Origin of the sequence: Desulfosporosinus shakirovi (genome assembly GCF_020595055.1) — a bacterium.
Classification (GTDB): Bacteria; Bacillota; Desulfitobacteriia; order Desulfitobacteriales; family Desulfitobacteriaceae; genus Desulfosporosinus; species Desulfosporosinus shakirovi.
In genome coordinates, this window is record NZ_JAJDOO010000006.1 from 158,074 (window position 1) to 177,347 (window position 19,274).

The window sequence follows — 19,274 nt, forward strand, 5'->3', positions numbered from 1 at the left end:
TGTTTGGTCCTTAATCTGATACAAAATTAAATACCTTTTTTTCTACCTAGTATTGGCTTCCTTTTCTATACTCGAAATTAAAATCAGAGTCTGATTGGAAATTACTTTACCTTCCTCAGCCGCCGCTGAATGAGCAGAATGAATCATAATCCCAAAGGATTTCGCCCTTTTCATTTAACCCATAAATCTGGTAATGTTCCTTATTCCACGGCTGACGATAAAAAGCAGTAAACCTGCGCTGGTTCACCTCAACTATCTTCAATGAGACCTTATTCCCTGCCTGGTATTCGTAGACAAGGCACGGAATCGCCGGATCCATTATTTCTAAAAGGTGATAAAATTGATTTCCGCCTACTCCTCTCACCTTATCTACAGTCTGCTCCCCCTGACCCATAGTCGCTTGTTCCCACCCACCGAGATCGTGTTTGAAGTTACGTGATTCGAATATTTTCGTTCCGTCAGCAAACTGCCCTTCGTATACTTCAATTTTCTCCTTGCCGTCGGGTGTGACAAAACGCAAGAAGGCACCGGTATCCGTATTGGCGTCGATAGTGAAGTCCATATCCAAAAACATCTCTTCCTCCGAAGTGGAACGGGAATGGGAGTATAGCATTCCCGCAGTTGCTACGGCTATAAGTACGATAAGCATAAGCATCAAGACAATCCGTTTGGAAATCAAATAGGTCAAGCCAATCACCTCAACTTCACCTTCTTCACTTGATGATCCAAAGTGTTCTGCTTACTTTGTGATGCATACCCCGTTTTCGCTGGGATTAAGGCTATACCAAAATACGATGCCTCCGTCAGTCAGAACGCCCAGGATGACACGTTCGAAAAAACCATCGAGAATGACACAAGCCTATCTTTGAAGAATCTTTTTATCTCGCTATTATGAGATTTACTAACACATTAAAATCAGGTCTGTTTTGCTTAGGGTCTTTCATTCCAGCATCAAGCCAATAACCGACTACTTTATTTTCAGCTAGGAATAGGACTACGTCATAATTTGATTTGGGGTCACCGGTTTCAATTTGAGCCGTATACATTTTGACTCTTTGACCTGTTGATTGCTATCTACTAACCTAACCTGGTAGGTTGGCTTCTCTAAACCCGCAACCTCGTCAGCCTTGAACTCAATCCGTGATTCTGGCTTAAGCACACTGACTGGTAATTTCATTGCTTCGTCAATTCCTAAACCGAAATTTGTATTACCAATCAACAGTCCTAGCTGGGAAGTGTAGTTGGCGTCTCCCCTAGTCCAAATGAGCTTGGTCGTTCCACCGATAATTTCCAGTTTAGGATAACGGGAAAGATACTCGGCTTGCCCGGCGGTTAAGTCCCCAGGGGGTTGTGCGACGTCTATGTTGGACGTATCAGCATCGGCATTGTCATAAATTTTTGTTACAATATTTTTTATTTGTGGATTTTCAGCTATATATTCACCTTTGTTTCACCGTTATGTCGAGATCCCCTTATTTCATTACCGTTAACTGCAAAATCTAGTGTTCTTCCGCTTCCGTCATTGAAGGCGAATAGAACAACCGAGCTGTGATTTACCTCAAGATTTCGGACACGTGTGATTTTGGAATTATTGAACTCCTGAATTATTGAAGACCAATCTTGATCGTTAATCTTTTTCTCTGTACCATTCATAGAAATGCGAATTTCTTTAAGATCACTTTGATTAACTGGTATATGGTAGTCCGGTAGATTCTTAACATTGGTGAAAACCACAACGGCTATCAAAGCGATCACTGATAATCCTATCAAAGACCATTTAACGGAAGACGTTCTGAACTCTTTAATCATGGTTATTCTCCTCTTGATCTGAGATTTTGAGCCAGATAAACTTGCCAATCCTCGGGCGAAAAGTCACAGTCCCATTGCCGTGGAACGGGCTTGCCGGACCAGTCCATGCTTTGCAAGCTCCTGGTCCAAAGCGTGGAGGTAAAGTAGACCGTCTGGACGCAAACGATTTTGCCGTCCACCTCAACATCTACGCCACCACCGTAAGTGCAGTACAGGTCTTTGCCCCAATACTGAACTTTAACGCTGGGCCGTTGATACTTCACGCCGTCAGGAACCGTTCTTGCTCATCCCGTGCATTGTCTTCCATTGCCAGCCGATAATTCTCCCGAATCTGAACAGTTGCTTTTGCTTTTGTTCTGAGCTCTCCATAGTTATATGAGGTACCCGTAGATTTACTGGAACATTTATTCACAATTTCTAATATAGAAAATGGCCAGCTGGGTTCTGTCCCTGAAGCCCAGTTTTTCCAGCAAGCCGGTGACATAATTTCTCGTAGTACCTTCGCTTAAGTTTAGGCTTTCGGCAATTTCTCTATTTGAAAGGCCCTCTCCCACCAGTTTTAAGATTCCAAGTTCACGTTGTGAAATATCAAGACGTTCGGGAGTCACCTTTTTACCTTCCTTGAGCATGGCAGAAAGGGCATTTGCCACTTCTCGCTCCAAAACGATATTGCCTTTACCAACAGCCCGCAAACTTTCAATAATAGTGTCCGCGGGTTGATTTTTAAGGATATACCCTTCCGCTCCGCTTTTTAAGGCCTCTTTTATGTATTCGTCATCCTTAAAGGTCGTAAGTATCACAACTTTGATATCCTGGAAATGGCTTTTTATGAGCTTGGTCCCCAACACTCCATCCATAACGGGCATCCTTATATCCATAAGCACCAAATCGGGCTTTTCCTTCCGGCACATTTCCAGAGCCTCCTGCCCATTGCTTGCTGTACCTACAACCAGGAAATCCTCTTCAATCTCCAAGAGGATCTTCAGTCCTTCTCTGATTAAAGCGTCATCATCCACGATAAGAACGTTCAAACAACCCCCCACCCTTCTTGAGGAGCCATTGGCAAAAGACAAACTATCAAGAAGCCATCCGTTGAACTAATGGATATAGTCCCCCCTATATTCAGGACCCTTTCTTTCATACCGCTTATACCTAAGCCTTCCTTTAATTTATCACTGCCTATTCCATTATCTTTTATATATAGCCTTGCGAATTTGTCATTTATATCTATGGAAATATCTATCCTTGTTGCCTTAGAGTGCTTGGCAGCATTAGTAAGAGCCTCCTTCAAGATCAACCCTAATATTTCTAATTGACTTGAAGCAAGCAGGCCAAAATCACCATAAAACTTAAGCTCAACCGGGCAAAAACCAAAATTATTGATAACGCTTTTTAAATATTCCACACCGAGGGTCTCCTTGGGTTTTATATTATGTACTGTATTTCTCAGCAGGGTCAAAGCATCAGAAAGGTTCTCAATGGATCTTTCCAGTATTTCTTGAGACTTTTTCTCGTCCCGGTCCAAGAGCTTATAGGCCGCTTGCAGTTGGATAAGGATACCGGCAATGCCATGACCTACATTGTCGTGGATTTCCCTGGCGATCCGATTTCTTTCACTGACCTCCGTAAGATGGGCGATATCCTTGGCAGAGTTAAGCAGCTTAGACTTTGTCCGCTCAAGCTCATACCTTAAGCGTCTTTCCTCATCAAATTTATGCTTGTAGTTTGATTCCTTCTCCTCGGCTTTTTCCATTACCAAGGCCAGGATTCCGCATAGGCCCATGCTCAAAATCAGGGCGGGAAGTCTGGATTCCACCGCGAAATACAGGCCCAATAACCCCACCGGTAATACACCGCCATAGGCCTTTTGATAGGTGAAATCGAACAAAGGGATACAGAGCAATAAGGCAAAATTCCTGTCAATCCAGATACCTACACAGATAAGGATAAACGAAGCAAGCGTAGTATAGACAGTATCATAGAATCTTTCTTTAAATACATTAACCCCTATTATTAGAATTATAACCAGTACCGCTAAATATGGCACCTCGCCATTTATGGCGAACAAAGCAATGATGTAGATCAGAAAAAGAAGTTTAAGTAAAGATTTCACGGCCACCTCATCGATTTTCGGGTTATATGCACCCCAACTTCTTATCATCTTACATTCCACATCTTCCTATCTAACTCCTCCCCTATGGAAAAGATGACGGCAATGATCTCTCTTACTTTTCATATTGGCATCCTCCTTCGGTCTCCATTAAATTCCCTTAAAAAACTCAAGTATTCGCTTGTTGACAAAGTCTGCATTTTCAATATTCATCCCATGGCTTACCTCGGCCATCACCTCTAATTGAAGATTAGGAATCATTTTAACCGCACGGTCGATATCTTTTTGTTTGTTGAAAGTAGGATCGCTTCTACTCACAAATAACAAGGTCGGGGCCGTGATCTGTTTAAGTTTCTCATTTGAAAACTTTGCAGCCCAAGCGTATTTAGTACGGCAGTTCATATTCACGAAGACATATTCAGCCAAAATTTCGTAAACTAATAGGCTATTGCCTAGAGCCCAGCGAAAAAAATTTTCTTTGTCTACATCTGTTGGCTTAAGACCCATCATTAACAGAGTTCGAAATACAAACCCTAGGAGAGAGGCTATTCCTACAGGAGCCAGAAGTGCAATTCCCTTGACTCTTTCCGGAGCATAGATAGAGAGGTTCATCGCTATCCAACCTCCCCTTGATTCCCCAATCATAAAAGCTTGGTTAATACTAAGTTTATTGTATACGTCTCCAAGCCACTCGCTATAAGCCTGACCATTTTTCGGGTACTTATCCAGGTCATCTAATTCACTCTTACCTAAATCACCGATCGTATCAATAGCATAAACCCGATATTCACAACTTAGGGCAAGAATATTCGGTAACCACATTGTGGCCGTGCCCCCTTGTCCGTGAAGCAATACAAGCGGAGGAGCATCTTTAGGTCCGCTGACAATGATATGTGTATTGCCATATCTCGTTGATACATTAAGAGACTCGTAGGGTACAGGCCACTGAGAAAGATGTTTAGCGTAAATGGACATTATTGCTGCCTTGTTTTCTGGATTAACGTAAATTGACGAAATCTTAGCCAAAATAACCCCTCCGATCATTAAGATAAAATTAGACTATTAGTTTGCTAAATCAAGCTAATACTTGCCGCAAAAATCAATCCGCAGCTATTTAGCGATATCTTCTTTTTTCCATGTCCCTAAGAAAAAGAACACCATCGCAAACAAAAGTATGATTAAAATATTCCCACTTATAGCAAATAAGCCTTGGTCCTTTAAGAGTTTGCTAACCCCATCCATAATCCAATAAACCGGGGTAAACTTACCAATCGTGTTCAGTAAAACTGATGCCGTTTCATGTTCCCAAAGACAACCACCGATAAGGCCCATGACAAATGCTATAAACATACCAGCGAAAGAAGCCTGTAATACACTTTTAGAAATTGAACTTAAAGCAACGCCCATGGAAACAGATAAAACTGAAGCTGTCAGAAAAAGCAAAAACATGTTTAATAGGGAATTCCCCATGTAAATCCCTATTAAACCCTTGAACGCCATAAATACTATAGTTACCTGAATAACCGAAACAAGTAAAAAACTTAAAATGTTCTGGAACATATAGTTTCTTATCGATACCGGAGCAGTGAGAGTTCTAAAGAAGGTCTTATTTCCTTTATCAGTTAGGATCAGGGTTGTGAACATTACCGTAGTCATCAGGATGATTTCGAGAAATACTCCAAGTGTAAAATAGGATTTCTGCCTTTCAACTCCCGTAAGCACTTTATAGTCCAATTGTAGATCAGCATCGTTACTACTCTTAAGACCTTCATAAAATCTTTGTTCGTCGCCACCAGAAGCCTGGGCGATTCTCTTGGCAGAACTGAAATAACTATCCACATAATATTGAACAGGCAACGACTGGATGGAGTCCTTAAGATAATACCCCTTTGCCTCCGCGTCCTCACCTTTAATTAATTTCTCAGTAAAACCCTTATCCAAGACGACAACGTAATCAACCTTCGAATTGAATAGTTCATTCAGAATTTGGTCTTGAGCTACTTCCTTGCTATTGGTTTGTAAAGCGAGACGATTTGTGAGCATAGTCGTGTAATCCGTTTTATCCAGATCCACTAGGCCAATATTTAAGATTGGCCTAGTGGCAATTATAGACGTACTCACGAGTAGTAAAAGAATTGCAGGTAAAATTATGATCACCAAAACTTGAAGCTTGTTTTTGAATATCCTCCTTAAATTATTGAATAATATCGTCATACTGCTTTCCTCCTTCCCAAAAATAGGGTTACTGCTGTTAAGGCGGTCACAGCCATGGCCAGAGAAATTAAGGACACTTGTATTCTAGAGGTAAAACCCTCAAATATCGTATCGGCAACAATTACATAGACATAATATTGCGGACTAAGGAAGACAAACCATTTCAAGAAACCGTGAGCTGTACCCATCATCCACACAAAAGCTGCGCCTGAAAGTAAGGCGTTTAAGCACACACTGATAATGGCACCCAAGCCTGTTTTTTTTGTCAAGTAGCCGACAATCATACCCAGAGCCGTTATGATACCAGTCAACAGCAAGAAGGTCAGGATGATGTTGAGAATATTCCCCTGCATGGATGACCCCCATATAAAGTATGTAAAGGCGATGAACAATCCGCTACTGGGACAAAGGGTTAGATAGTTACCTAAAAATTGCCCGCTAACATAGGCTAAGTCGTTGATCGGAGAGATATTAAATCTGAGCAGAGTATTCTTTTTCATACTGTTAATGACAGAAAGGCATCCCAATAAAGCTCCATAAGAGAGCATCTCCAGCAAGCCAATAAACGCACTTTTGTCAGCATCGTTAAATGTTTTTCCTGTGGATGAAATTGCGATTTGTTGGATACCACTGGAAACTTCCGTTACGTTGATATCCCCTGCGATTTTTTTGATAGCCGAAGAAGTGTTTACTGTGTTAATAAAGCCTTCGACCAGTAGTCGGGTCGCTGAGATACTTTTATTGCTAAATATCTCTATATTTGTTTTTTCGCCCTGCTTAAGGCTTTGGGAAAAATCATTTTTAAGATAAATTAAGGCTTCTATTTTTCCGTCTTTAACCATCTGCTTCCCGTTATCTAAAGAGTCTACCTTCTGAATATCAAAAGCAGTCAGAATCTCTTTTGTTTGAAGGAACCCCTCAAACTGTTGCGCTGTTGGCCCACCATCAGCATCAAAATAAGCTAGCTTGAACTTTTCAAGGTTTATACCTTGATTCACATTTGTTGTTACATTCGCAATAATCAAGTAGAACACTAATGGTGCCCCTATCAGTAAGAGAAATAATTTCCAGTCTCTAATGTTTCTTAGAACGGTGTAGTAGGCAATCTGTAAAACATTCAATCCATCCGCCCCCTTCCTTAATCCCTCAAAGACCTGCCTGTCAAGGTCAGGAACACCGTTTCCAGGCTGGGTTGTTCTACGTTGAGTGATATAATTTCACTATTTTCGGATACCTGGGCAATGATCCCATTAAGGTTCTTACTATTCTTCTGGGATATAACTGTCAACTCGGTCCCGTTAATATAGGCATCTTTTACTCCCGATAGTTTCTTAATATTGTCAACCAAGGTATAATTCGCACTGGAAAGCTCTACGACTACCCTTTCATCACTTGTCATCAATGCCTTAAGTTCTTCTTTTGTCCCCTTGGCGATAACCCTGCCCTGATCCATGATGACGATTCTGGTACAGATCTCTTCAATTTCCTCCATATAATGGGAAATATAAATGATGGTGGAACCCATTTCATTGAGTTTCTTGATTGATTGGATGATGTGGTTTCTTGACTGCGGATCGATACCTACTGTCGGTTCATCCATGATAATCAGCTTCGGATGATGGACTAGGGCGCAAGCTATGTTCAGCCTTCTTTTCATTCCATTGGAAAACTTTTTAGGGTACTGCTTCTTCCTATCAAGAAGACCCGTAAACTCCAGGGCTTCTTCCACCCGTTCCTTGAGGAGTGATCCTTTTAAGCCATAGAGTTTTCCGAAATAGCAGAGGTTTTCATAGGCTGTGAGATCTTCAAAGATTGCGATATCCTGAGGGACAACACCCAAATCCCGTTTGATCTCTAACTCGTGATTATTGAAATTCTTGCCGAAGATTAGGATTTCACCGCTATCCGGCCTTGTCAGCCCAATCATGGCGTTGATGGTCGTGGTCTTGCCCGCACCGTTTGGCCCCAGCAGTCCAAGTATCTCACCTTCTTCGATGGACAGACTGACATTATCTACTGCAAGGACATCTTTGTAGCGTTTTACCAAATTTTTTACTTCAACTAACATTGACTTACCTCCCGTCTTCAAAGCAGAATTCATATGCGCTTATGGTTATAGGTTAATATAAAACTCAATAAGACGGTAGTGAGTAGAAGCATACATACATATGACAAATGTCATATCTCAGAAGGTCATCAGTTCGATAAGTCCCTCTCAAGAACCGCAAATGTGGTCTGAAATTGAATAGGAGGCTACCCATTATTTGAGTTGCCTCCTATCCGAATCTTATTCAGTTGTCCAAACAAATCATTCTGCGTCAATATCTACCTTCGTCCCAGTATCTTCGCTAAGTTTGTGGGTTAGTCAGCGGTAATCAGGGTAGTCTTTTTCGAAATCAAAACCAATTGTTATCTGATTATTTCAATTTAAGTTGCTTAATCAACCTTTGGGAATATAAGATATTTCTCTTCAACCCAAAAATACCATCCTCCCGGTGAGTCAAGATAGGCAAAAGTTTCTTGTCTCTGGTTAATCCTTCCCCTAACATCATGGGTAAGATTAGTTGAAGCTACTGATTTTATTTCATTAAACTGCTCAACTTCATAAATTGGAGTACCTTCTTTTAGAAATACATCGCCCTGGATAAGTTTGATATTATCTTTGGATAATTTAACTGTTTCTGATTCTGGCATCCATCCTTTAGAATTAATTGGAGTGTCGTGGACTGGCACAGCTACATATAACCACAATTGTTGATCTTGACATTGTGCGGCATCTAATACTTGAATAACCGTATTTGCTTCTATTGGACGCAATATTTTTAAATCCTGAATTGGAAGCGCAGTAATCTGAGATGCTTTCGGAACAAACCTTTGCTTATCTTCATAAGATTGATAGGCTATCGATAATGTATTGACTTGAGCTATCTTTGACCGCAGCTCTGTATTTTCATTTTCTAAGGATTGAATCTTACTATTTAAATTGGCTTGATTCGAACATCCAGTAATTAAGAAAACATTCATTAAAATAAAAATTAAGGCCAATAATTTCCTCAACGATAATTCCTCCCATGGGTTACGTCCACTAATCAGTTCACTCCCCTATTTCAGCATCAGTTAATTCATCGATCTTCATTATTTTCCAAATTCCATCTTCTTTTGCCAAAGAAAACTCGGTAATAAAGACCGAACCCGAATTGCCCTCGTTACGCACGATTTTTTCCTGTCTCATTATATCTGCCGTGGCCGTGTCGCCGGCAACCGTGAAGATGGGATCTTGGCCCGTTGGTAAGACCCTCAACCAACGCAGGCATCCAGGCTTCATTTCCATAGTTATATGGATTGACCAGCATCAGAGAGCTATTTTTTCTTTTTATAGTGTATAGGCCAGAATCAACCTATCATCAACTTTACCCAACATTGAAAGCTCTTCCATCTGCCGTGCTGCCTGAATCCCAGATGAGCCACGGTGAATTTTTTGACTATGCCCCCGCAATTCAGTAACAACCATGTATGGGAGTCCTTATACAGCCGCCCCACCTCTGTAATTGCTGGTCTTAGGGACTAACTAAAGGAATTTGAAGAGTTTCGATACGATCATACAATTCTAAGCCTACCTTTGCATTCAAGCCGCCTTTGCCAGTTTGCATATAGGCGTCACCATTCATTATGAAAAGATAATAATCATGCGTCGTATTTGAATTTTTGCTACTATAAGATTACTCGCACCATATAACACCCATCTAAAGCTACAAACGGCCCCCTAAGATAATCTCCAACCGAAACGGATATAAGGATAACAGATGCTTTGCCGCAGTCAGATCATCGGCGGCAAATTCAGGCCATCGCCTTCACAGGCTGCTGATCTCCATATACAATCACTCCGTTTCTAAATATCGTGCGCTCAATCGTGGGTGGTAATGTTCTGCGCTGTTCAAAAGGTCATTGCAGTTATTTTTTTATATAGGGCATTTTAGTAATTACAAATGGAACGGTTAAATCTGCATTTGGAATTTGTTGTGGTCCACATTCACCTGGTATAGACTGAAGATTCTTAACCTCTGGTGGCAAAGGGTCATATACAGAATCCCTAACAATGATTTTCCGTTTGAATTGTTCTATACCTGCAAAAGAAGTATTTGGATTTTTTTCGTTAATAAGTGATTTTTCTTCTGTAATATTAAAACCATGCAAAACAAAGCTCAATGTCAAAGTTATCAAAACTAAAACTAACTTCTTCAAATCATAACACCCCCATACTTATTATATAATATTGGTCGAACTAATATATTAAGAAAAATCTAAATTTTTATATGTACGGGTTTAATAGACATAATTAACCTCCGAACTTCTACTTCATCTTCTGTCGTGGCCAGTTGTCCTTCTTCAGAAATGCCAATACTGGAAAACTTGATGTGAGAAAGGTTATCGTGGTCATTCATATTCTTCTCCCCCTAAATTTTATTATATTTGGCAAAAACATAACCCGATTAGACAAAAAACTAGTATGTCTCTACCAATCTGATGAGCGTATAAGAATAATCCTTGGATTGTTCAACATTAAGTTGGTCCATGGCTAAAGCGTCACAAGATATTTCCTAGTCTACCCTCATTCGGTAAAAGACGTACCTATTAACGAGTTAAACCAGTGGATGATGACCAATACCTTGGTTAGCCAATTTACTATGATGTCTCTGCGGCTGAAACGTAATAACTCATGTAGAACTATGTGTTTTATTTGTCCACACTAAATGTTTGCTCAATTCCAAGAGGTAACAGTAACCTTGGGTAGATTACGCCTAATAAAGATGGAGTGTTTACATGTCTGGTCTTAATCAATGGAATCCCAGCTTTAATTATCTGCTTTGATCTCCGCCCACAACCAAACCAGTAGAACTATCAACATAAACCTTCATTGTATTACCAAGCTTACTTCTAGAGTTTTTGTAAGTGACCACCCATACCAAAGTAACGTAGTCTTCTCTCTTAGTTGAGGAACCTTCCAAATAATTGCTTGGTTGCTCTACCTCTAATTTTGCATCTATAATAGCTATTAAAGCCTTTAGTTTCAGCTATCGTTTTTGCCGTATTTACTGCTTGATCCTGTGTGACCTTTACTTCCAAAGATTTTGCTGGTGTGTTAAACAAATTGTACCCCATCAATTCTCCATTATCAGAAGAGAACATGAGATTAACAGACTCGTATTTTGAAAAAACACCTGATATAACTTCCTTCTGCCAGGTGGTAGTCCAGAAATCTCCTCCATTGGTCGTTTTCAAACTTGTTAGTTTGTATTCAGGTGGGGACTGAAGCTTGTAATAAAGCTCCCGTGCAACTTTCTCTGCGAAGTTTTTATCTTTAATAGTAAATTGTTCTGCAGATACCCTTTTAAGAAAGGGAGATATTGCTAACACAGTTCCACTTGCTGAATCGATATTTACCGAAATTCCTTCAAACTGAACATCCCAGTATTCGCTCATATTAAACTCATTATTAACTAATTCGACCTTCTTGACCTCACCAATCTTGATATTTAGCAGTGAAAGCAGATTTTGCTGCGCTTTAGCTACGGCCTGTTCTTTGGTTATTCTCATAATTGGAGCCACCACTTGCTCTAATTGATTGTTTGAGGACCCTTCAGAATTTGCTTTTTCATTTTGCTGGGTTTTTGGCGTAGCTTGCTCAACATTTGTCGCGCATCCTGTAACGATGAGTGGAAAAACTATCAATAGAATACTGGCAAAGGCAGACTTTTTCACAAATACGCCTCCTGTAAGTTTTAGTAATGAGCGAAACTCTTATTTGTGGAAAGCTAATTATGATTATATAGACGAAAAAAATCGGGAAGTCTGACTCCGGAGTTTCCATCTCCTTGTTCAGCACATCGGAGCCATTCTCCAGTACTCTCACCGCCTAATAATTTTTTACCACATATTACCTTGTTTTTTCATATTATGTAACTTACTGTCATCTCCTGCAGTCATCTTTTATCCGGCTTAATATAAGGTACAATTTGTGCAGTAGCACCTACAGAGGCACCACGAATAAAATCCTGATTTTCTAAGGCTTTAAAATTTTCGGTTTGGCCAGTTAGCATTACTCCTAAAATTTTAGCTTCATCAAACGGTACCTTTACCAATCACCCTTCTGCCGCTGAGATTGCTCAAATTAAAAAAATAGGAATTTGGACGTATGACCTTAAGCTCAGAACAGAGGAGCAAGTCGTTATTCCGCTGCGGTAAACCCTAGCTCGAACAAGACGCCGCCAATAATGGTAAACAGCCGCCGGTCGTTGGTCAGGATAAACCCTGACCCGATTCCGTCTTCCGTTTCCTGTCGGTAATTGGCAACATTGATTTCCGTCACGGTATCGTCCGTTACTTCCAGACTGTCGAACTGTATTAGCCAGTTGTTGTAAAGTTGTTCGTTAGTCACACTACTTTCTTCATAGTGCGGATTCTCGATGGTTCCTTTGCCGGTGCGAATTTGCTTGGCATTGACGGTGATCTCCTGCCCGAGATAGCCGTCAATTTGCTCCTGGCTTAAGGCGGTCACATTCGGTGTTGGAATCTGTTTTTTGATGACCCAGGTTCCGAAATAGGCAGGCTCACCCGGGTCTTGTGTTCCTTTTTTCCAAAGGCCGATACTTATACTATGATTATCGGCACTGATAACGATTTTATCGGCTATTTCCGACATCTCCTGCTTGGTGAAGTCCGTAGTGTTCATTTGATAAACAGCCAGCTTGGTAAGGTTGGGAATTCCAGCCAGCAATAAGTTGGCGGCATCGATACTGTCGAACGCCTTACCTAGATCATAAATCTCGCTTTCCGCTCTGTTCTTGTTTATACCATTTGTATCATCGTTCAATACTGTAAAGTAGGTATTGTCATTTCCGGTAAACGCTCTGTTTTTCCAGACATAAAGCTCCGCGCTCCTCTTCGGGTTGAGGTTATTAAAATCAATATACCTAACCCCGCCCATGCCCTGTCCGGAATTCGCTATAATCCAGGGAGTGCTTTTATCCTTACGGACCAGCGCAAAGCCGATATACTGGTTCTCTCCGCCGCCGGTAGGAACCTTTGTATTATCATATTGAGCATTGACATAGGCGTCGACCAAGGCAATATTATCTTCTGTTAGCCCCATTTTGACAGCGTCTTCATCGCCAAGAATATTTTTTATATGCTGGGCGTTATGAACTTCCTGGACACTATTGACAGAAAAGCTGATCACACCAAAATCATTTTTCTTATCATCCAAGTACTGCTTGACAACCTCCACTGCTCCGCTGCGATCAATGCCGTCAGAGCTGTCTGTGTTTTTGTTTTTAGTCCAGAGCAGAATAACCGCGATAATTGCAACTAAAAATATACTTATCCATAGCTTGTTTCGTTTCAAATTCTCACTTAATATCACTTATCCTAATCCTCCTTTTCCCCAATAGTCCCTCTGGGAAAGCAAAGACAATAAAGCGGTAACCGGGAACGATAAAGCGAGTCCGCATCCTAACGACGTTACAGAGAAAAAGAACATCCCAGTCGGAAATACTTTTTTCCGACCCTTAATATTCGCTACACACCCAAATGGAAGTAAAAAGGCAGCTGATGCCATAAGATAACTGGTCACGATCCAGCTTAGTCCAAATTGGTCGAGTCCATATTCTCGACCGATCTGCGGAATACCCAGATTGATGGCATTGCCAGTAAAGGGAGTAATAAACGCTGTTATCATAACGATAGCCGTGGTTATTTTAACAATTGATCGATTCTGCTCCATCACCAAGTTAATCCAACCAACATACTACTCTCACACATATGCCCACTCCTCCAGTTTTGAATGATTTAATCGTAATAACCCTTGTGTATTACATCTTCCACATTTCTCCTAGATTTCCTTCTGCAAATTAAACTCTTTAAGCAACGATTACCCTCGATTTCGCCGTATCGACAGTTTTGCGGAACAGCGTCTTGACGGTCGGAATCTCGCTGTTTATTATGATTGGGCAATTCTATGATTGAAGCTACGCCTAAAATGGATGCGTTGAAACACCTGCCCTTTTCCAACAGCGACATTAGTCTCCTTTCTCCCACTGTCAAGGAAGCCGGTCCGGCAGCCTGCAGTTCCAGAAGAAGCTGTTCCAGCGTATCATTATGGGTTGAGCCCGGTGCCGGATCCGCCGTATTAAAGTTGGGTTTCAGAAGAACAGTTTTCCCCCCATAGGCCAGGGGACCAAACAGAGCCAGGCATCTTTTTACGCCCGATTGTTCTGTAATAGGGCAATTGGCCAAATTAGAGTGTTATTCTCTATCGAACGGGAATAGTCATCTCAAAGTCTTCATAGGCCTTAATTTGTTGACAATACTTCTGGAATACCACCATGTATTCCCCCTTATAACTTGGTTCCTTGTCAAATTCCGAACTAATGTTTTGCCATGATGTCGCATTCTTTAGTCGCTCTTCTGTAGCTGGGTTATACCACATGGGATTAAAATTCAGGATCTTCGTGTTATCGTGAGGATTGTCAACTTTTGGACACACCCCGATAGAATTACGGATGAAATCTGCGTATTTGCCATCAATACCTTTACTCGGAGAAAAAAAACGTGGAATCGCTTATCGCAAGCCCAGAAAACGTGGCGGTGTCGCCAAGTTTAGAGGCATTAGCAAAGAAACTTATAGGTCGTTGCGTTTGTCAGAATTCACAGTTGCATAAAGTCGTCAGAATATAGCTTGATATTACGTCTGTATAAATACAGGAGTGAGATAATATGAATAAATTAAGAATCGTTTTTGCGATGCTCATCCTTGCATTAGTAGTGTCTGGTTGCTCTAATTCAGGAACAACTGGACAAGTAAAACCAAAAGAACCTAAGGTCGTGCAAGGTCATATCGTCGTCAGCCAATTTCGAGAAAAAACAGATGTTAAGGATTTGGATAGCTTTTTAGAGGCTGTTAACAATGGGCAACAAGCAAAGCTTCAAATAAGGCAGACTACCGATGAAGGTGACCCTATCATTACAACTTTGGAATATAATAATGGTCTTATTAAGGCTACCTATGATAACTCACAAGATGGATTTTCAGGAACTGACAAAGGTATCAAAATATCTGAGTATGTTAAAGTAATTAAAAAAGAGAACGATAATGGCATATATGTTTCCCTCATTGATAAAAGTGGAGGCAAAAGGCAAGTTTATTTATCCTCTAAATAGGGGTTAGAAAGAAACCCCTATTATAATGCCAAAAAACAACAGTAGGCTTTAACTGAGCCAATATAATAAATAGATGAATATCATCGAAAATAGATATATAGCACTAAGAAGTCTATAATTGGTAATCCAATTCGCATGAATGTTTTAATCTTCATAAAGTTGTGAAGATTGAAACATAATGGTGTAAATTACACTACCAATTCATATGCGAATTGAATTACCGCTACTTACAGGTGAAAATAACTCCTATTTCATGTATATTATTAATATCAGATACACTACTAACCTATTTTCATTATCCTAGTTAGTCCGTAACACGGTCGCCTTACCTAGAATTGGACGGGACAGTTGTTGGACTTCGCAATCATTGATAGAAAGGAATCGATACAGAAGCTTATTTCCAATCCTATTAATGAATACTTTTTTCCATCCCCGAACAGGCCAGATGCAAGAGGCAAGGTAATCGAAATAGTCAGAGAGTCAACTAATTATATTCGCTGGAATCCCATGTGGGAGACCGAGTTGAAGCCTTCTTCTTACGAACGTTTGGGAGAGATTCAGCTCCCAGTTCTGATCATTCCTGCTGATAAGGATAGTGAAATAATCCTTGAAATAGGGGAGTATTATAATGTACCCAGGGGGTTGGACACGGAACTGAAAAAATAAGATAATAAAGGTATGAGTAAGAAAAGAAAAACCTACAGTCCAGCTGAAAAAGCAAAGATCGTATTAGAGGTTCTCAGAGAGGAAATACTAGCTTCGGTGCCCTCTCCTTGCAGGAATGGAAGCGGGGTCACGAGAACCCTTACCCATACTGTGATTTAGGTCTGCCTGACCGGCTCATCCTGCCCGCTCGCGTAGTCTCCCCGTCTAGACGAAGAGACTACCCTCGTTGAGATTTCCTTTGCAGTCCTAGTATATCCGCTGCGGGTGATCTGGCCTCATCCGACCAGCTTCCCTTAACTATGTGCGCGTTTATCCGGCCCGCAGCCACACATTCCCTCATAATTTCGGGAATCCACGGCTACGTGTGATAAGCCGCACCTTCCCTCCTGTTCGTCGGGAACAAGCGTACGGGAACAACAGCCACGGCATATCACGCCTGTTACCCCACCAACGCAAAATCTTATCTTTCACGCTAACCTCCATTCCGCCGCTACCGCTGGCGGCACAAATAGTAAGTTGTAACTTTGCGCAAGCTCACTTCCTATGTACCTCGCTTTGATGCCCTGGGTTTCTTCCTCTGAAACCGCCACCTTCTCAATGCTTAGGCTTCGTCACCTCAATGCCGTTGTCTGCCTTTATTATTTAAAAGAGTCTCCGATTTAAAAATTGGCGTTTTTGAGATTGACTAATCTAGATTATCCAATCTCAAACCGCCGAATTTTCAATCATCTCCTCAGACACGCCTTCTTCAACATCTTTCCATTGCCGGGCCAGTTCCTGCCCCGGTTCGGCCACAATCCTTTAGACCAGTTTACTGAAGGCTTTGATCTAAACTCAACTTGAATCATACACGAGGCTTTCAGATTCCGGATCTTCGACTACTTCCTCTCTGGACTTATACAACCTTTTGATCCTCTCACCGTCATCCTTCGAATTCTCAAGCAGATATAACTCAGGGTCGATACCAAGCTCTATCTCCAAGTTTTTTTCCTTTTGAGCTTGTTGTTTCGTGGATCACAAATCTATTGTGGCTGCCATAATTGGCCAGGTAACGACTAACCTTATTGCTCGGTTAATTTACATCCAATTGCTAAAAGCAACCGGCTTCTACAATGATCTATTATTTAATCTTCAGAGTCCAATTACCGTTTACCACAAACTTCGGCCAGCCCACATTAAACTTAGCATCTTTTAATTTTTCGTCAAAACTGATACGCATTGTGCATACGTCACCTTGCCAAGTGCTGTCACCTCTTTGCACATCTTTACTGTAAAGGTTAACCGCTCGAACAGCAACCCCTTCTGTGTCTCCCGTGTTCAAAGCAAATTTTAACTCGGCTGTTGTTGCGGAGGTTCTTTTAATACTTTCCAAGGAGATTTTTTGTAATTTCAGGTCGATATCCTGGCCGATTCTTTTTTCTTCATTCAACCCCGGAATTGCGACATCAATATCACCAAAGTTCTTTTCATAACCAACGAGCAAACTTGGTATTTGCAGCTCAATTTCTTTGTCGACAGGAGCCTGGGATTCGAATTCGGTGATGGGTCTTCCCACAGCATTTTTAGCCTGATTGTAGGTGTAAACGTTTTTATCTTTGTCATACCCAAGGAGGGGCATTGTGGTCATTGAGGAAGTCTCGTTGCTTATCATGTCCTTTTCATTTTTAAACATGTTCGTCACAGTATTTTGAGCCAGTTCACCAATGCCGATCAGTTTCAAGTCTTTGTCTGTAAAGCTCGTTAAAATCTGCACACCCTGGTTAGTCTTTTGATAACCAACATTTACCCAACCAATATCCGTTTGTTCAGCAGGTTTAATTTCGCCGTTGCCAACTACAGACGCACCTTCTGCTAAATGAATACTATAACTTTTATCTCCAATCATCAATTTCAATTCTTTCGATGGCGAGAACACGTAGTTCTGCTCTGCTTCATTCCTAAAACTGAGGAACAGCCGATCATTGTCGTAACCGTAACCGCCCGGTTTATATATTTTGCCGTTTTCCGCAGCAACCGATATTTCCGGAAGTTTATCTTCTGTTAAAGGAAAAGTTAAATTCATTTCCAACTTATCCTTTGAAAAAATAACGTTCTCCAGTTTACTTTCCTTATCCAACTGCAAGGGGGATTCCAAATAGTAGGCACTTCCGTCTATCACCGTTGAATAAATTGCTCTTTGATTGAAAAAAGATCTGACAAAATCCGAAATCTCTCCGGCATAAGCGTTTGATACACCGACAAACATAATTAAACACGCCGCCACAATAGGATAAATTCTATTTCTTTTCACTTTTAACTGCTCCTTATTTAGCTTATTGAATGCTTTTTGGGTAATAGAGTCCTGATCGACTTCCAAGTCACTCATTAAATCATCCAGTTCCTTAGCCAACAAATCGTTATCGAGATTTTGCATTAGAGTCTGAATTTGCTTTTCAGTCACAGGATAAAACCTCCTTGATTCTTTTTCTGCCTCTTAACAGTCTGTTGTCCAGCGCCGAACGGCTCAACCCCAAAGATTGCATGATATCGCTAATTTTCTCGTTATAAAAATATCTACGGATAAAAAGTTCCTTGTCCTTTTCATTAAAGCTATGAATTGTTTCCAGTAGTTTTTTCTGTGTTTCTCTGTCAACAATCTGCTTTTCAACGGTATCAGGCTCCTCAAGTTGGTAATCATCAATGCTTACGACGTCATTTTTTTTAAGAAGTTTGCGCCTATATGTAAGAGCTTTAAATTTTGTGAGGATTAAAATCCAGGTTTTGAAATTGCTTCTCTCGCTGTTAAATTCGTTGATTTTTAGCCAGACCTCCAAAAAGACATCGGCTACGCACTCTTCTATGTCTTCTTTACTGTTGCCAATGTTTAAAATGTTATAGGTTAAATAATAAACATACTTGGTATACTCTTTGATTAAGAATCCATAAGCGTTCAAATTTCGCTTTTTGATTTCAGATATGAGCTCGCTCTCTGAAATGTTCATTTTTTCATCTCCTTTCATAGAATACTACGTTTTCTATCTGCAATTTCTCTCAAAAATTTTGATACACTAAGGTGGCAAGCACAATAACGATCATCCAGCAACAGGCCCAGCAATCTCTTTATTGAGGCTTTTGTGTTTTTGGGGATATCCGTCATCATCAAAAGCACACTGCAATTTTGCAATGTGCTAATTTGATAGTATTAATAGCTAAGAGCAGAATCCAAAAAGTTCAGTCAGCGAATGACAAGACAGTGACGATTGATTTAACCCAATGGGAA

At 40.7% G+C, this 19,274-nt stretch carries 23 protein-coding genes; 2 read left to right on the plus strand and 21 right to left on the minus strand.

The window, feature by feature from the left end:
* Positions 1-115: 115 nt before the first annotated feature.
* From LJE72_RS07600 to LJE72_RS07690, 19 genes are all read right to left on the minus strand, one after another.
* Positions 116-697, minus strand: coding sequence for a hypothetical protein (locus LJE72_RS07600; RefSeq protein ID WP_229247012.1), 582 nt, complete (start codon positions 695-697; stop codon positions 116-118).
* A gap of 297 nt (positions 698-994) precedes the next feature.
* Positions 995-1,177 (minus strand): hypothetical protein, encoded by a 183-nt coding sequence (locus LJE72_RS07605; protein ID WP_229247013.1) that lies wholly within the window; start codon positions 1,175-1,177, stop codon positions 995-997.
* Positions 1,178-1,431: 254 nt separating this feature from the next.
* Positions 1,432-1,809, minus strand: coding sequence for a hypothetical protein (locus tag LJE72_RS07610; RefSeq protein ID WP_229247014.1), 378 nt, complete (start codon positions 1,807-1,809; stop codon positions 1,432-1,434).
* A gap of 404 nt (positions 1,810-2,213) precedes the next feature.
* Complete coding sequence (locus LJE72_RS07615; protein WP_229247015.1) at positions 2,214-2,840, minus strand: response regulator transcription factor; 627 nt, start codon at positions 2,838-2,840, stop codon at positions 2,214-2,216.
* On the minus strand, positions 2,837-3,970 hold the full coding sequence (locus LJE72_RS07620; RefSeq protein ID WP_229247016.1) for a sensor histidine kinase: 1,134 nt from the start codon (positions 3,968-3,970) through the stop codon (positions 2,837-2,839). The genes LJE72_RS07615 and LJE72_RS07620 overlap by 4 nt, the downstream gene beginning before the upstream one ends.
* Positions 3,971-4,069: 99 nt before the next feature.
* The gene (locus tag LJE72_RS07625) at positions 4,070-4,945 is read right to left on the minus strand and encodes an alpha/beta fold hydrolase (RefSeq protein ID WP_229247017.1); all 876 of its coding nucleotides are present in this window, start codon (positions 4,943-4,945) and stop codon (positions 4,070-4,072) included.
* An 84-nt stretch (positions 4,946-5,029) separates the two neighbouring features.
* Positions 5,030-6,133, minus strand: a complete 1,104-nt coding sequence (locus tag LJE72_RS07630; RefSeq protein ID WP_229247018.1) for an ABC transporter permease — start codon at positions 6,131-6,133, stop codon at positions 5,030-5,032.
* The gene (locus tag LJE72_RS07635) at positions 6,130-7,254 is read right to left on the minus strand and encodes an ABC transporter permease (protein ID WP_282437862.1); all 1,125 of its coding nucleotides are present in this window, start codon (positions 7,252-7,254) and stop codon (positions 6,130-6,132) included. The genes LJE72_RS07630 and LJE72_RS07635 overlap by 4 nt, the downstream gene beginning before the upstream one ends.
* Before the next feature lie 17 nt (positions 7,255-7,271).
* Positions 7,272-8,201, minus strand: a complete 930-nt coding sequence (locus tag LJE72_RS07640; protein WP_229247019.1) for an ABC transporter ATP-binding protein — start codon at positions 8,199-8,201, stop codon at positions 7,272-7,274.
* Positions 8,202-8,569: 368 nt separating this feature from the next.
* On the minus strand, positions 8,570-9,190 hold the full coding sequence (locus LJE72_RS07645; RefSeq protein ID WP_229247020.1) for a hypothetical protein: 621 nt from the start codon (positions 9,188-9,190) through the stop codon (positions 8,570-8,572).
* Positions 9,191-9,227: 37 nt separating this feature from the next.
* The gene (locus tag LJE72_RS07650) at positions 9,228-9,434 is read right to left on the minus strand and encodes a nuclear transport factor 2 family protein (protein WP_229247021.1); all 207 of its coding nucleotides are present in this window, start codon (positions 9,432-9,434) and stop codon (positions 9,228-9,230) included.
* 650 nt (positions 9,435-10,084) lie between these two features.
* Complete coding sequence (locus LJE72_RS07655; RefSeq protein WP_229247022.1) at positions 10,085-10,375, minus strand: hypothetical protein; 291 nt, start codon at positions 10,373-10,375, stop codon at positions 10,085-10,087.
* 59 nt (positions 10,376-10,434) lie between these two features.
* Positions 10,435-10,575, minus strand: coding sequence for a hypothetical protein (locus LJE72_RS07660; RefSeq protein WP_229247023.1), 141 nt, complete (start codon positions 10,573-10,575; stop codon positions 10,435-10,437).
* A gap of 167 nt (positions 10,576-10,742) precedes the next feature.
* Positions 10,743-10,871: a M56 family metallopeptidase gene (locus LJE72_RS26485; RefSeq protein ID WP_312038904.1), complete on the minus strand. Its 129-nt coding sequence runs from the start codon at positions 10,869-10,871 to the stop codon at positions 10,743-10,745.
* Positions 10,872-11,119: 248 nt separating this feature from the next.
* Positions 11,120-11,893, minus strand: coding sequence for a hypothetical protein (locus LJE72_RS07670; protein ID WP_229247024.1), 774 nt, complete (start codon positions 11,891-11,893; stop codon positions 11,120-11,122).
* Positions 11,894-12,114: 221 nt separating this feature from the next.
* The gene (locus tag LJE72_RS07675) at positions 12,115-12,273 is read right to left on the minus strand and encodes an anti sigma factor C-terminal domain-containing protein (protein ID WP_229247025.1); all 159 of its coding nucleotides are present in this window, start codon (positions 12,271-12,273) and stop codon (positions 12,115-12,117) included.
* 86 nt (positions 12,274-12,359) lie between these two features.
* The gene (locus tag LJE72_RS07680) at positions 12,360-13,553 is read right to left on the minus strand and encodes a DUF4829 domain-containing protein (RefSeq protein WP_229247026.1); all 1,194 of its coding nucleotides are present in this window, start codon (positions 13,551-13,553) and stop codon (positions 12,360-12,362) included.
* Positions 13,554-13,913 (minus strand): MFS transporter, encoded by a 360-nt coding sequence (locus LJE72_RS07685; protein ID WP_229247027.1) that lies wholly within the window; start codon positions 13,911-13,913, stop codon positions 13,554-13,556.
* A 65-nt stretch (positions 13,914-13,978) separates the two neighbouring features.
* Positions 13,979-14,425, minus strand: coding sequence for a hypothetical protein (locus LJE72_RS07690; protein WP_229247028.1), 447 nt, complete (start codon positions 14,423-14,425; stop codon positions 13,979-13,981).
* Positions 14,426-14,905: 480 nt separating this feature from the next.
* Between LJE72_RS07690 and LJE72_RS07695 the strand changes: the two genes are divergently transcribed.
* Positions 14,906-15,349, plus strand: a complete 444-nt coding sequence (locus LJE72_RS07695; protein WP_229247029.1) for a DUF4362 domain-containing protein — start codon at positions 14,906-14,908, stop codon at positions 15,347-15,349.
* A gap of 351 nt (positions 15,350-15,700) precedes the next feature.
* A complete protein-coding gene (locus LJE72_RS07700) occupies positions 15,701-16,015 on the plus strand; it encodes a hypothetical protein (protein ID WP_229247030.1) in 315 nt (104 codons plus the stop codon).
* Positions 16,016-17,135: 1,120 nt separating this feature from the next.
* Here LJE72_RS07700 and LJE72_RS07705 read toward each other — a convergent pair.
* A complete protein-coding gene (locus LJE72_RS07705; protein ID WP_229247031.1) occupies positions 17,136-18,455 on the minus strand; it encodes a hypothetical protein in 1,320 nt (439 codons plus the stop codon).
* Entirely contained in the window at positions 18,448-18,996 is a 549-nt protein-coding gene (locus LJE72_RS07710; protein ID WP_229247032.1) for a sigma-70 family RNA polymerase sigma factor, read from the minus strand. Before LJE72_RS07710 ends, LJE72_RS07705 begins: the two co-directional genes overlap by 8 nt.
* Positions 18,997-19,274 lie beyond the last annotated feature (278 nt).

Bases quoted from the DNA above. Each gene is read 5' to 3' on its own strand.
- LJE72_RS07605 (WP_229247013.1), bottom strand. From the start codon at position 1,177: ATGAAATTACCAGTCAGTGTGCTTAAGCCAGAATCACGGATTGAGTTC.
- LJE72_RS07610 (WP_229247014.1), bottom strand. From the start codon at position 1,809: ATGATTAAAGAGTTCAGAACGTCTTCCGTTAAATGGTCTTTGATAGGA.
- LJE72_RS07620 (WP_229247016.1), bottom strand. From the start codon at position 3,970: ATGATAAGAAGTTGGGGTGCATATAACCCGAAAATCGATGAGGTGGCC.
- LJE72_RS07630 (WP_229247018.1), bottom strand. From the start codon at position 6,133: ATGACGATATTATTCAATAATTTAAGGAGGATATTCAAAAACAAGCTT.
- LJE72_RS07640 (WP_229247019.1), bottom strand. From the start codon at position 8,201: ATGTTAGTTGAAGTAAAAAATTTGGTAAAACGCTACAAAGATGTCCTT.
- LJE72_RS07660 (WP_229247023.1), bottom strand. From the start codon at position 10,575: ATGAATGACCACGATAACCTTTCTCACATCAAGTTTTCCAGTATTGGC.
- LJE72_RS07685 (WP_229247027.1), bottom strand. From the start codon at position 13,913: ATGGAGCAGAATCGATCAATTGTTAAAATAACCACGGCTATCGTTATG.
- LJE72_RS07695 (WP_229247029.1), top strand. From the start codon at position 14,906: ATGAATAAATTAAGAATCGTTTTTGCGATGCTCATCCTTGCATTAGTA.
- LJE72_RS07710 (WP_229247032.1), bottom strand. From the start codon at position 18,996: ATGAACATTTCAGAGAGCGAGCTCATATCTGAAATCAAAAAGCGAAAT.